Origin of the sequence: Bacillus sp. ok061 (genome assembly GCF_900108285.1) — a bacterium.
GTDB lineage: Bacteria > Bacillota > Bacilli > Bacillales > Bacillaceae_G > Bacillus_A > Bacillus_A thuringiensis_S.
In genome coordinates this window covers 1-12725 of the sequence record NZ_FNUW01000055.1, presented here as the reverse complement: position 1 = coordinate 12725, position 12725 = coordinate 1, and the positions used below count along the sequence as shown (strand labels likewise).

Here is a 12725-nt window from a genome sequence, read left to right as displayed (position 1 = left end):
CAGATCTCTGGTACTACGATCCGTTCCGCCACCCTGACACCTACCGTTCTCACTTCCCGATCGCGGTTATAGAGACGGTCTCCTCGATGAGGTTTCTTCATCGGGTGTCGAGGGCTTCTCCAGTTTCCACATTATCTTTCTCTCCATGTCGCCGCTGATACCCCGCCCGGTGAGAACTGCCGTTCCAGACTCGTTTCGGTCAGTTCTTGTTGCTTTCGCACGTTATCGACCGTCTCAGCCACCGGAATTGCGTGTAACGAGGCTACATCTACGTTCACTGTACGTTACAACCTGGAGATTTGCCCACATGCCTTTTGCATGTGATGTCAGAGGGCTTCGCCATGTCGCTTTCACTTCATGGCGCCTCTCAGGCTACGGGAGTGGAGTCTATTCTCCCGATTGGACTTTCACCAACTAGATAATGTGTCCTTATCTGGACACGCCAATTTGCCAGCGTAGTGAATATAAATCATAGATTTTCTCTTTTGGTACCCATTCCGTAGGAATATTTGTCATATATACCGTAATTCCTTGTAAAAGTTTCGTACGCTCTGTATATGTAATCCCTTTTTTCTTTTCGCGAATCGCTCGATCGTGTAGGCGTTTCTGTTTTTGTTCCTCGGTACATCTATAAACCACAATGCGAGTAGGCAGTTTGTCTTTACTCCCTACATATACATCATGTAATTCATATACTTGGCCAGGTTGTAATTGTTTCATGATGTCTTCCAAATGAATTTGTATATATACCGGTTTCAATTGAGCGGGTTTTGTTTTAAATACTACTGTTTCAAATTCCTTTCTATATATTTTAGTTGGTAACTTAAGACGTGATAAATAATATCCCTGCTTATCTTGAATAGACTTAAAGTCTTGTAGACGAAAATATCCTAAGTCACGAATATATAGTTCATTCTTTTGTGCCATGCCTGTTCGAGTTGCACTATATGCCTGATCACTTCGTTTTCCTGGTTCAATTTCCACATCAGAAAATTTTCCACTCAACAAGTCATACTCTAGTTGAATTTTCACACCAGCTGTATGACTACATCCTCCGGCACCAGGATAAGTAGTTGCGAATCGATCTGGAACTTGGAAGGTTGTAGAATCAAGGACGAGAATCCGCTCAAAATAAGAAGAAAGAGAATGAGAAATCTTAGATTCTCCTCCAATTTTAGCTTGTAAAAGTGTAGTAAATACAGTTCGGAAAAAGGCTACAGAAGCCGAGTTAAATCGTCGATTAAGTCCCTCCGGACTTAATAAAATTCCTGTTGAAGTTTCTAATTGACTACAAAGTTGAGTAAGAGAGGTAGTAGCGATTTGTTGATTTAACCATACACACAAAGATAAGAGGTGGTGCCCGTGGCACTTACGTTTTCGTTTCATTTCGCCTGCTTCTGTAGCTAATTGATTAAGTGTAGCGGGAGACATATATCGATATAACTCTTCGGCAAATAAAGATAACTCTTGTTTTTGATGCATATTCATAAAAAGCACGTCACCCTTTCTCATTAACATAAGAGAATAGTAACGTGCTTTTAGCTTCAAAAATAGTCTAAATCCTTAAGTTGATGGATGTGGGGTACCACCACATCACCATCAAACTAAGAAAAGCAAATACCCCAAAACAAAAAAATGTACATTTTTTTGTTTTGGGGCCTTTTCAACTAAGGTAGCATTGGTTTCTTTGCACATATCCATTTCAATGTAAATATTTTTGTCTTTATATGAAATGTGTTCATCAGGAATTAGGAGTAAACCTGCATCTTCAATTTCTGTTTTCTTTTGTTTTTGATGATATGAGCGAATATCTAACTCGCATAATATCTTATTCGTATTGGTCTTTTTCGACACTTCTAAAAGTGTGCGTACTAATATTTCACGTGAGCAGAGTGTATGTAGTGAGATTGAAGAAGAATATCTACGTTTTGAAGATCCTGCAGGAATCCTTCCTAATTCTTGAAGGTAATCAACCATTCTATCTTTTAAGGAGAATGTCGTACGTCTGGTTATACTATTATCTCTTTTATCAATTTTTTTAGTCAGGATAGCACCATATTTTGAAAAACGATTAAGTTTCGTAAACACACTATCCTCAGAAAAATCTCTACCCTCAAATGCACTATAAAGCTGAGTAATTTGTCGTGTAGTAAGATGCCTTTTGTAATATAAAAATGTGAATACAAATATATCGGCCTCTTTTAAACGAAAAGATTTGTGTGTGCCTTTGCTCGTATATTTATACGTTGTACTTTTCATTATATGCAACTCCATAACTCGAATTTATTTTAAATAAATAACAACCATTTCTATATAGCTTATTACAGCAAAATTTAGTTGTAAATTATTAAAAGTTTAAGCTGAATTGGCGCTAATCTAGATACTAAAACTCGTACGCTGAAGTTTGGATTACTTCTCTTTCTAAGAATCCGCTAGAAACATTGATTTATATAGCCTTTTGGTTCTGTTAAAATTGTTCGGACGGAAGACATGTTTTAACCGAACATTTTTTTTGAGGTTCAAGCATTTGAATAAAATCGTTAGGACGGCCTAACAATTTTTTTAAACAATCACATTATATAAAGACATGTTACACATACAGAAAATATAATAGATTAATCATTTGTGCATTGTAGTTTTTTTGCTAATGAAATAGAAAAAGACCGACAAAATTATATTTGTCGGTCTTTTGTTTAGAATGATAATTTCTTTTTTGCTGGTTGTGAATCGTCAGCAACTTCTACTTCAGGTTCAGCACCAAAATTCAATTTTTTCTTTTTAGGTTTTTCTTCTTGTACTGAATCATCAAATGCAAAAAGTTTATTTAAAACAGCATTTGATTTCTTAGAATTAGCTTGCTCACGTTCTTCTTTAATTCTCGTAATCTCATCAATAATATCACTCACACGTTTTGGCAATGGTAGTCCAGCAACAACTGAATAGAATTTTACTATATCTTCTTCTTTTTTCGCTGTATGTTTATTAACATATGGAGCTATAGGACGTTCATCTACATATGGAGTTCTTTCTTTTAAGAAGTTTTCCATTTGGTTAAGGAAAGAGAAGTTATATAATCGACCTGCTCGTAGCGGTGATGTAACGATAGAAAGTGCACTCTTTTTAGCACTTTCTAGCTCTTCTCTTTCTGTATCGTATAAAACACCTTTTTCTAGTGCATTCCCTAATTGAGTCAAGTAACCTAGCGGGTTTTCAGTGTCTAATTGATTTGATTTTAGTTCTAGTTTTGCTAATGATAAAACGCCTGGTGTATTAATTACTTGAGCAAATTCACTCGCATCAAAATGTGTATCTGAAAACGGTGTAAATGATGAAGTAACTAGATTAATCTCATGTAATGCATCAGCAATATATTTGTTACTATAGCTAGTATATTCGTTTGCTAAAGCACTTGGATTTTCCTCTTCAAATTTTCTATATAGTTTAGCGTTATCTATTAATACAATTGAACCAAAAGCTTCTTGGTTCATAGCAATACTACGAATGCGTGAAGTTGCGTTCTCTAATACTTTTAAAGCCTCTGCATCACGTGGTAAAGTCAGTAATAATCCAAAATTGTAATCATGTTCATAGAGCATTTCGATTGCCTTTAGAAGAGCTCCAGTTCCTGTTCCACCACCAAGGCCACAAGTAATCCAGATAAAGTCACGATCTTCAAACTCTTGTTTAACTGCTTCAAAAATCATTGCTCCATGTTTTACAAATGCTTCCTCACCAACCTGTGGATTACGAGCTGCACCTTGTTCATATCCTTCTAACTGAATTTTACGGACATTCCCTGTATTTTTAATCTCAATTTTATTAAAATCTTGGCTATTTGTATTAACAAGAATCGCTCGATAAGGGTATTTATTGTTTTTAATCTGTGTTTCTTTATTTGCACACTCCGCTGCGATTGCGCATCCTCCCATACCTAGTCCTAAGAATCCAAATTTTAAGCTAATATTTCCTTGGCTTTCGATTTCTGAAAAATTGCCTGCCATATGTATATCCTCCCTCAAATATATATTTTAGTTGTTTTTCTCAACTCGTTTTTCTAGTTCTTTGATTAAAACATTGCCTAGATTTGTTACTTCGTAAACTCGAACGCGCCCAAATGGTTTGAAAGATATCAACCCTGCCCCCTCAAGTCGTGCAGTCATAATATCCAAAGAATATCGCGATGGAAGTATCTTTTTTCCTTCATAATCCTTTGCATTCTCTATTTGATATTCTTTATGATACTGGTTGATACAATCCCATAGCTTTTCTTTGTGCATTGCACCTTCAGCGTATAGTACACGTAGAGCCCAAATTCCGTCATTTAAATTCTCACAGAGTACATCAATAATTTCATTGCTACTCATTGATATATTAGACACTAATTTCACACCACCTTTAATAAAAAGTAAAATTTATGTATAGATACAAAAAGTAATATCAATATTACGGAATTCAATCCCGCGATAAACGCCGTAGATACTTCGGGATATACTTCCGAAATATGAGATGTATTAACTATAATACATCTCAAATATTTTATCAAGAACCCTTTAATATAAAGTGTTCAAATACTTCCGAAATATAACCCGTAATTATTACCGTAATAATTACGGGTTATATTTACGTATTTATTTCGATAATTAATCCCGCTATTTGTACCTAATAACCATCGGATGCAACTGAAAATATGTAAAAACTCATTGATATATGAGTGGATTTATTTCCGCTATGACGAGATGGTTTTGTACATATTTAGGAATTAATCACGCTCATCCAACTAATCACCGCTCAACAAGACAGGCATTTTTGATATATAACCCAATAAATGAGCAACGAATGGTTGAGTGATCAGACGCAAAAACATGAAATTTTACGTAATTGGAAAAGGTGTCCTTTTAGTTTCTATAGAATTTCTATATAATGTACTATAGGACAGGTAACATATAGTTAGGTGGTGAGCAAATGATTGATGAACAGTTAAGCGATGGTTATTATCGTGTATCTGAAGTAGCAACCATGCTTGATATACCCGAAAGTACTCTTCGCAGATGGTTGAATGATTTTGATGAGTACTTGAACATTAAAAAAGAACGACAACTTAAATATGTTCATAAGGATAGTATTGATACAGTAAAAAAAATAAAACATTATTATTCAGAGTCAAAGAAAAAGCACGAAATTGTAGTGCTTTTAGATATGGATCCCACTGTTATTCGTAATGTTTATGTGGAAGAGATTGATGACGATGATGAGCAAAAAGAAACATCGCTAGTTAAAGCACAACAGGTAAATACAGACTTGATTGAGGCTTTGACAGAAAAAATCACTGAGGAAGTTACAGCTAAAGTGACCGCCGAATTAACAAAGCAAAATATGGAATTCTTCGCTGCTGTAGCTAAACAAAGTCAGGACAATTTCGATAGAATTAATAAACGTCTAGAGGAACGTGACGAAAAACTAATGAGCACTATACGATTAATTCAAGAACAAAAAAGTGCAAATGCTCAGAAACAAGAAAATACTGAACAAAAAGGCGGATTTTTCTCTAAGTTTTTCGGGAAAAAATAAAAGAGACTATCATTTTAATCTGTACCCTTTGTAAAGGACATTTTGTAAAAGTTAGGCAACATCAAGAAGATGATTTCTGTATCCAACAGGAGTCATCTTTTTTAAATTCCATTGATATCTATAGTGATTATAGTACGTCATATATTTCTTAATCTCTTGTTTCAATTCATTAAAGGACGCGCAAGGTTTTATATGAGCTTCATCTTTCAGATGACCAAAAAACGATTCTTGTGGGGCGTTATCCCAACAGTTTCCTCTTCTTGACATGGATTGTCCAAGGTTTAGCTTTTTTGACTAGCTTTTGATAGGTAGGGCTTGTGTAGTGGGCTCCTTGATCTGAATGAATATAAGCACCTTCAGTCAATCGAATCCGCGGATTCCTTTTTAATTTATGGAGAGTTGTCGTTACGAGCTCTAATGTCATCTGTTCTGAAGCATGGTAAGCTAAAATTTCATTAGTTGAACCGTCTAAAATTGTAGATAAATAGGCCCTTTGATTCTTACCGTAAACTAAATAGGTGATATCTGTAAGAAGTGTTTTCCCTGGGGTGTTTTGTTTAAATTCTCGATTTAATTGATTCGGTACTATTCGATGTTCTTTTGTAGCTTTAAGCATTCTTTTATAAGGATTCGCTTTACGAACCGGACAAACAATCTCGTATTTCTTCATAATTCTACGGATACGCTTTAAATTGTAGACAACTTGAAACTGACCCGCCAATGTCATCTTTATCTGACGAGCCCCCTTCTTTCTATTTCTAAATCGAAGTGCTTTTAATATGGTTTCCTTCAAGATTTCATCTCGATCACTCTTTTGTTTCCGTTGTTCTTGAGATGAAATTGAAAAGTAATTATAGTATCCCGAACGGGATACACCAGATACTTTACACAAATAACTGACCATATTCCTTAAGTTGTATTTCATGATGACAGAACGAATCATGATGAATTTCTGACTAGGTGGTAGTGTTATTTCCTTCTCATCCTCCCTTCCATAAGTTTGATTTTTTTTAGCAATTCGTTTTCCGCCTTTAGTAAGTTTCGTGCGGCTTCTAAACGGGCATACTTTTCTTCTAACGTAAGCTCTCTCTCAAGAGTTCTTCCAGCGTTTTCGATATGTGTCTCCCTTAAACCCAATACACCATTTTTTCTATAAGCAGCACGCCATCTACTTCCCGATGACATAACCCGTTTCATTCCAATCATATCTATATCAAAACCACATTCTTCAAGAATATTTCGAGGTAGCTTTCCTTTTTTATTTTCCTCAATAAAAATATGCTTAAATTCCTCTGTATAAGTGATACCTTTCTGACTTACAGATTTTACGTATAGGTTATTTGATAGAATTTGAATTTCTCTTTCTGTAAATAGCTTTTTTGTCATTTTCAACATTCTCCGATCCCAATTTTCCTTTTAATATACAAGAAATACCCTATAGAATAGACTTTTTTCAAGTGTCTATTTTATAGGGGACATTTTATTTTGCTAGTCTCTTTTATTTTCTAAATCCTTAGGACACTTAGTATTTTTACTGAGACTAAATTCATTGATAAATAACATGATCAATTCAAAGTTACTATTTTAATTCTATATATATTTACAGGAGTTGATATATATGTGGAAAAAGATTAATAATTATAAATATCACCTAAAAGATTTAAAATTCATGACTTGGCTATTTCCCGCTATTGGCTTGTTATATGCTTATAAATTCTTCTCTGGTATAATGTTCGACCAGGAGTTTCGTTGGCTCAAATTATTATGCACGATCATAATGATTCTAGCATTTATGGATATTAGAAACAAAGATTATAGAACAACGTGATGCAAATGGAATCCTTATGGGTTCCATTTTCTTTACAAAATAAAAAAGTAACGAATTAGCTACTTTTATTTCTTCCAATCTTTGAAATTGGCATACTTCATATATTCTTTTTTAACTACTCCTTTATACAATTTATTCTTACTTTCAGGTCTAGAAGTTTTTTTGTTATATTCATTAATATCTCCGTCTACATTAAGCCATTGTGGATTTTCATAAGCATATTTGTAGATGAATTGTCTAGCTTCTTTTAGTGAACTAAATTCTCCTAAATGTAACTTTGGTTTAGTGGTTCTATATCCATATACAAAATAAGTTGTACCATGTTCCCCTATAGTTTTAAAAAATGGTTTTGGTATCAAATCAATTCTTCTCATTTAAACATCCCCTTTATAATAACCATAGGTTTATTATAAAAATTAAGTACTATTAAACTGTTGTTCTGAGAATTAACGTAAATTAATTGGCAGAACAATAGTTTAATAAACATGTTTATTACTACAACTGTATACTTTGCTGTTTATTCGAGAGTTAATTTTGTAACTAAAAAAACCTATGATTGATTCTCAACCACTCAATCACTGGTCGTTCGCTTTTTAAAATACGAACAAAAAAACTATGTAAGTGAACGGTGATTAATTGACTGATTGAAACTATATTCAATACAATAAAATCACTCGCTTAATCACTGCTCAATCTACCGAGGGAAAACTAAATGCGTTATTATTAAGTGACCGGTGATTAGGTGGGTGACTCGTATTGATTAGAGGTGTAATGGTAACGAAATCAAGGTGGTGTGTTGATTGAGTGACAATTGATCGGGTGATTGTTGTGAGGGTAGTTGGATTTTAAACCATATCTAGTTGGTTTTTGATTGAGAGGCGATCATGTGGATTTTTAATGTGCAGATCTTCGTTCGTGTTAAGTTCACCAGGTTGTTACTTTTGAAAATCAGCTTGCAACCATGAAAAAAACTATATATGATGTAGGTACTTTATTAACTTTACATTTTTTAATATATACATTTATTAATAATATAATGTTTATATAATGTAAAAATAAAATATAATAAAGCAAAAAAAGGTTCATCAGCCCAATGAAATAGGGCCAACTGTCTCATTAGGGTTAACCGCGAATCGCTGAAACTTTAAATCTTTTTCTAGAGCGCGGTAAACAAAGCTTCTAAACCTTTTTTGATTTGCATGAAATTATAAGATAATTTCACTGTATCTTATGTATTTGTGCAACTTAAAAAGGGGATTTCTTGCGTATTTTTAGGCATTGTTTACCGTGGTTATACATGTATTGCTTTTTTAAAGAGTAGTATTTTTGTATACGTGGTATGACAGTGCCTTTTTTGTGCTCTTTTGAAAGGAGTTAGCAACATTATGAATACGCAAATGGCTTTTTCCCAGCAGAACTTTAAGGTTCATGGGGTTAAGTTTTTCGATGGATTATTAAACATCGTGAAACTAGAAAATGAACGAAAAGAATTACCATCTTCAGCTTTAGCTACTTATATCTTGCTTGGTTCTGTTGCAAATTTTTCTACGAGAAGTTAACATGTAAGAAAAATGATTAGAGGAGTAAGATACATGAGATATTTTAAAGGAAAACACTTCAAACAAGATATTATTTTAGTATCCGCTGGCTACTATTGTCGTTTTTCTTTAAGTTATCGTGATGTCTCTGAAATTTTGAAAGAACGTGGTGTTTCAGTTCATCCCACAACTATTATGCGTTGGGTTCATGAATATGGCCACCTGATTTATCAAATCTGGAAAAAGAAAAATAAAACGGCACACCAGACCGGGCATTTAGATGAGACTTACATCAAAGTGAAAGGGGAGTGGCGTTACCTTTATCGTGCCATTGATGGAGAGGGACATACTTTGGATATTCAACTTCGTCGAACACGTGATCATCAAGCTGCCTATGCCTTTATGAAAAGATTGGATAAACATTTTGGAGAACCAACGGTTCTCACAACAGACAAGGCTCCAGCCTTACTTTGTGCGTTCAAAAAATTAAGAAATAACGGTTTCTATACACATACAGCTCATTGTACAATTAAGCATTTGAATAATCTCATCGAACAGGATCATTGTCATGTCAAGAGACGATTTGTCAAATCCGCAGGATTTCAAAGTCTTCGTCATGCTTCACGTACCATAAAAGGAATCGAAACCATTCAGGCCATATATAAGAAAAAACGAAGTTTGTATCAAACAAACTTCGTTTTTTCCACATCCAAGGAATTACAACAATTACTAGCCAATGCTTAAATATTTCTCCCTATTTACCGATTCGTTTATACTTTTTTTAAACTTTGCAACAGAACCCTTTTTAGAATACAGTTATAGATTTTATATTGCAGCTTGATTAATAACTAACTGTATTCTTATTTCTATGACTAAAACCTTCTTTCATAGCCAATGCATCTGCTTTAGTAACATGAACAGTACCAAATGGATGATTTGGAGGAGCATATATCGAGTAAAGTTTTAATGGAATATTACCTGTATTAGTTACATTATGTCATGTTCCGGCAGGTATCATTATTGCAAAATCATCATAGGCATTTCTTTTAAAGTTTAAATTATCTTTACTCTTAATCCCCTGACCTTGTTGAATACGTAAAAATTGATCAACATTGGGATGTATTTCTAAACCGATATTTTCCCCAACATTGATGCTCATTAAGGTAACTTGTAAATGTTTCCCTCCTAGAATCGTTTCCGTACCCCTTAAAGGTATGTGGCTATTATTATGTGACTGTTATTATGTGACAGTTGGAGAGTAATTTTAAAAAATGGCGCACAAATCCTTTTGTTTGGATAAGAAATGAAGCGAAATGGTGCTTTGACTCATCGGATTGGATAGAAATTCAAATGTATTGGACTATATTGTATGAACTTATGTATTGGCATTTTGGTTCGTATTTTGTATACTAAACGTGAGTTTTTCTTGCAGTAGGCAATCTTTCAGTTTCTATGAAATCTAACTAATCTGTTAATTATGTATGGTGTCAAACAAGCTCTTATGTCAATGGATATAAGGGCTTGTTTGCATGTAAATCACTTATTTATGTACAATTATAAAAAATAAATAATATATTGAAAAACATATTGTTTATAGAATTTCTATACCTCAGTTTTCCCTTTGTCTGAACGAATCTATTCTTGTATATGCGGTGTAAATCTCGATAGAGATTATAACGCAGCTATCAATATCAAAAATGAAGCAATACGCCTATTAGCGTTAAGATAAATTGTAATAAAAAAACCTTTGGAACAAGGGAGTTAGTTCGGCTGTCTAAGGACAAATTCGTTAGCTATCAAAAGTAATGATTAATCGAGAAGCCCCCACTTTAAACAGTCCGTTAGGACGTTAAGTGGCGGGTAAGTTCACTGCTAAAGGATTAATTGTATTATTTTGAGCCCCAATTAAAGGCGTAGACGAAAGCTGTGGGTTGAATTGAGCCAGTTCTTCTTTATTATAGACTTTAACTAGATTTTGATCTTTATCATAAATTTCAACTTTGAAATCTTCGCTGATTTGTGTGTGTGATAAATTTGTTGGTTCATAACTTATCCCATTAGTAGAAAGTGTTGTTGGTTCTTCTGCAAAAGCGGAAGTTGAAGGGATTAAAGCACCCAATGCTAAAGCTCCTACACCTAATTTACCTAGTTTCTTTTTCAACATACTATCATTCTCCCATTCATATTTTTTTATAATATAAAAAGTCTAGATATTATGTATTTCATTGCTAGTCTTGTATCCCTTATTTTCATCATACATTAATTGGTATAGTTTGGGGATCTCGTCTTTGTGAAATATTATATAAATTTATAAATTTTGCTAATAACCGAAAGAATTTGTTGAATTAATTGTGTTATTTTGTATAATAAACTCAAGTTTTTCTTACAATCAACAATTCTCCGTTCTATACAATAAATGCTATAAGTAGGCTTTTATGTATATTTACGTAAGGGCTTGTTTGCATGCGTACCACTCTTTTATGTACAATAGAAGAAAAACATCTTATGAGATGGGGAGAGGAAAACCCATGTCCAATCAACAATTAGTGAATTTACGCATTGATTTTGCTTTTAAACAATTATTTGGCACAAGTGGAAATGAAGATATTCTAATTGCGTTTTTAAACGCTATGTTGCAAGGTTCTTTAGAATCGCCCATTATTTCTTTGCAATTAGAAGATCCACACTTGCACAGAGAACATGAAGAAGATAAATTATCAATTTTAGATATTTCTGCTACATTAGATACAGGTACAAAGGTAAATGTAGAAATACAGTTGAATAACAATCATGACATGATTAAGAGAAGTTTATATTACTGGGGAAGGCTATACACATCCCAACTTCAAAAAGGAATGCCATATAGCTCTCTTCATAAAACAATTACGATCAATTTATTAAATTTCGTTATGTTTCCTGAATATGAGGCATTCCATACAACCGGAATCCTATGGAATCAGCAACAACAGAAGGTATTAAGTAGTGATATTGAAGTTCACATCGTAGAGATTCCAAAACTCATGCAACAGTGGCGGAATGAACAAGTAAATCCCTGGGAAGATTCATTTGTTCGTTGGTTGTTATTGCTTCCAGCGAATGAGGATGAACAATTAACCCAAACATTGGAGGATATTGCGATGAACCAAGACCCAATTTTACAAAAAGCGATGAATAAATGGGAACGTATGAGTCAAGATTCTTCTTTCCGACAAGCGTATGAAGCAAGGGAGAAAGCTTTGATGGATGAGGCTGCAAAGTTTGCTTATGCAGAACAAAAAGGAATTGAAAAAGGCATAGAAAAGGGTATTGAAAAAGGGAAAATACAGCTTATTCGTGGTATGCACAAAAACGGAATGCCAATAGAAGATATTACGAAGTTTACAAGTTTAGATATAGAAGAAATACGAAATATTTTACAAATCTAAATGATAAAAAAACATCTTATAGTATATAAGATGTTTTTTTCAGGCTGTGGAGAAAGTCTTCTCCACAGCCTGTTTTTGTGTCTGAACCTCTTTTTATGTGTCAACACTGATAAAAAGAGGTAAAGGAGAGATTTTTTATGATGGGTGCTTTAAAAAATCATCGTGATGAACGTGTATCTGTTTCTGTAGAAGAGTTGGTTCCACAAGATCATTTCCTTCGTGCGATCGAAGCGACAATTAGTTTTGATTTTATTGAAGAGAAGTTACGCCCTTATTACTGTGAAAACAATGGACGTCCGTCAATCCATCCTATCGTTTTATTTAAAATGATGTTTATTGGATATTTTTACGGTATTCGTTCGGAGC

General features: G+C 33.8%; 10 protein-coding genes and 5 pseudogenes. 7 read left to right on the top strand and 8 right to left on the bottom strand.

All coding sequences use genetic code 11. The annotated features are described in order from the left end of the window. Window positions 1–444: 444 nt before the first annotated feature. The 4 genes and pseudogenes from C4S65_RS32775 to C4S65_RS32760 form a co-directional block, all read right to left on the bottom strand. Window positions 445–1488, bottom strand: a pseudogene (locus C4S65_RS32775) (IS4 family transposase); the annotation flags it as partial. Between the two features lie 171 nt (window positions 1489–1659). Continuing rightward, window positions 1660–2259: pseudogene (locus tag C4S65_RS32770) on the bottom strand (replication-relaxation family protein); the annotation flags it as partial. Window positions 2260–2693: 434 nt separating this feature from the next. Further along, entirely contained in the window at window positions 2694–4001 is a 1308-nt protein-coding gene (repX, locus tag C4S65_RS32765) for a plasmid replication protein RepX (RefSeq protein ID WP_088060556.1), read from the bottom strand. A 27-nt stretch (window positions 4002–4028) separates the two neighbouring features. After that, window positions 4029–4364, bottom strand: a complete 336-nt coding sequence (locus C4S65_RS32760; RefSeq protein WP_033710312.1) for a hypothetical protein — start codon at window positions 4362–4364, stop codon at window positions 4029–4031. Between the two features lie 598 nt (window positions 4365–4962). On the opposite strand from C4S65_RS32760, the gene C4S65_RS32755 reads away from it, so the two are divergent. After that, complete coding sequence (locus C4S65_RS32755) at window positions 4963–5568, top strand: DUF3967 domain-containing protein (protein WP_103945884.1); 606 nt, start codon at window positions 4963–4965, stop codon at window positions 5566–5568. 51 nt (window positions 5569–5619) lie between these two features. Here the strand turns inward: C4S65_RS32755 and C4S65_RS32750 are convergent. Further along, window positions 5620–6963 (bottom strand): annotated as a pseudogene (locus C4S65_RS32750) (IS3 family transposase). Between the two features lie 223 nt (window positions 6964–7186). On the opposite strand from C4S65_RS32750, the gene C4S65_RS35580 reads away from it, so the two are divergent. Next, entirely contained in the window at window positions 7187–7396 is a 210-nt protein-coding gene (locus C4S65_RS35580; protein WP_103945883.1) for a hypothetical protein, read from the top strand. Between the two features lie 65 nt (window positions 7397–7461). Here the strand turns inward: C4S65_RS35580 and C4S65_RS32740 are convergent, their stop codons facing one another. Continuing rightward, a complete protein-coding gene (locus tag C4S65_RS32740; protein WP_103945882.1) occupies window positions 7462–7770 on the bottom strand; it encodes a hypothetical protein in 309 nt (102 codons plus the stop codon). A 1011-nt stretch (window positions 7771–8781) separates the two neighbouring features. Between C4S65_RS32740 and C4S65_RS34790 the strand changes: the two genes are divergently transcribed. Together C4S65_RS34790 and C4S65_RS32735 are read left to right on the top strand one after the other, a co-directional pair. Beyond that, on the top strand, window positions 8782–8955 hold the full coding sequence (locus tag C4S65_RS34790; RefSeq protein ID WP_181032171.1) for a hypothetical protein: 174 nt from the start codon (window positions 8782–8784) through the stop codon (window positions 8953–8955). A 33-nt stretch (window positions 8956–8988) separates the two neighbouring features. Then, window positions 8989–9678 carry an IS6 family transposase gene (locus tag C4S65_RS32735; protein ID WP_103945881.1) on the top strand — a complete coding sequence of 230 codons (690 nt, stop codon included), beginning with the start codon at window positions 8989–8991 and terminating at the stop codon, window positions 9676–9678. 97 nt (window positions 9679–9775) lie between these two features. On the opposite strand, the pseudogene C4S65_RS32730 reads toward C4S65_RS32735, so the two are convergent. After that, window positions 9776–10117: pseudogene (locus C4S65_RS32730) on the bottom strand (cupin domain-containing protein); the annotation flags it as partial. Between the two features lie 438 nt (window positions 10118–10555). Between C4S65_RS32730 and C4S65_RS32725 the strand changes: the two are divergent. Beyond that, window positions 10556–10663, top strand: a pseudogene (locus tag C4S65_RS32725) (zinc ribbon domain-containing protein); the annotation flags it as partial. Window positions 10664–10783: 120 nt separating this feature from the next. Here C4S65_RS32725 and C4S65_RS32720 read toward each other — a convergent pair. Further along, entirely contained in the window at window positions 10784–11098 is a 315-nt protein-coding gene (locus C4S65_RS32720) for a hypothetical protein (protein WP_103945880.1), read from the bottom strand. A gap of 364 nt (window positions 11099–11462) precedes the next feature. On the opposite strand from C4S65_RS32720, the gene C4S65_RS32715 reads away from it, so the two are divergent. Continuing rightward, a complete protein-coding gene (locus tag C4S65_RS32715; RefSeq protein WP_103945879.1) occupies window positions 11463–12359 on the top strand; it encodes an Rpn family recombination-promoting nuclease/putative transposase in 897 nt (298 codons plus the stop codon). 137 nt (window positions 12360–12496) lie between these two features. After that, a partial coding sequence (locus tag C4S65_RS32710; protein ID WP_181032170.1) for a transposase occupies window positions 12497–12725 on the top strand: 229 nt, incomplete at its 3' end.

Excerpts from the sequence above, each read along its gene's own strand:
- C4S65_RS35580 (WP_103945883.1), top strand. The coding sequence starts at position 7,187 with ATGTGGAAAAAGATTAATAATTATAAATATCACCTAAAAGATTTAAAA.
- C4S65_RS32720 (WP_103945880.1), bottom strand. The coding sequence starts at position 11,098 with ATGTTGAAAAAGAAACTAGGTAAATTAGGTGTAGGAGCTTTAGCATTG.
- C4S65_RS34790 (WP_181032171.1), top strand. The coding sequence starts at position 8,782 with ATGAATACGCAAATGGCTTTTTCCCAGCAGAACTTTAAGGTTCATGGG.
- C4S65_RS32755 (WP_103945884.1), top strand. The coding sequence starts at position 4,963 with ATGATTGATGAACAGTTAAGCGATGGTTATTATCGTGTATCTGAAGTA.
- C4S65_RS32715 (WP_103945879.1), top strand. The coding sequence starts at position 11,463 with ATGTCCAATCAACAATTAGTGAATTTACGCATTGATTTTGCTTTTAAA.
- C4S65_RS32735 (WP_103945881.1), top strand. The coding sequence starts at position 8,989 with ATGAGATATTTTAAAGGAAAACACTTCAAACAAGATATTATTTTAGTA.
- C4S65_RS32760 (WP_033710312.1), bottom strand. The coding sequence starts at position 4,364 with ATGAGTAGCAATGAAATTATTGATGTACTCTGTGAGAATTTAAATGAC.
- repX (WP_088060556.1), bottom strand. The coding sequence starts at position 4,001 with ATGGCAGGCAATTTTTCAGAAATCGAAAGCCAAGGAAATATTAGCTTA.
- C4S65_RS32740 (WP_103945882.1), bottom strand. The coding sequence starts at position 7,770 with ATGAGAAGAATTGATTTGATACCAAAACCATTTTTTAAAACTATAGGG.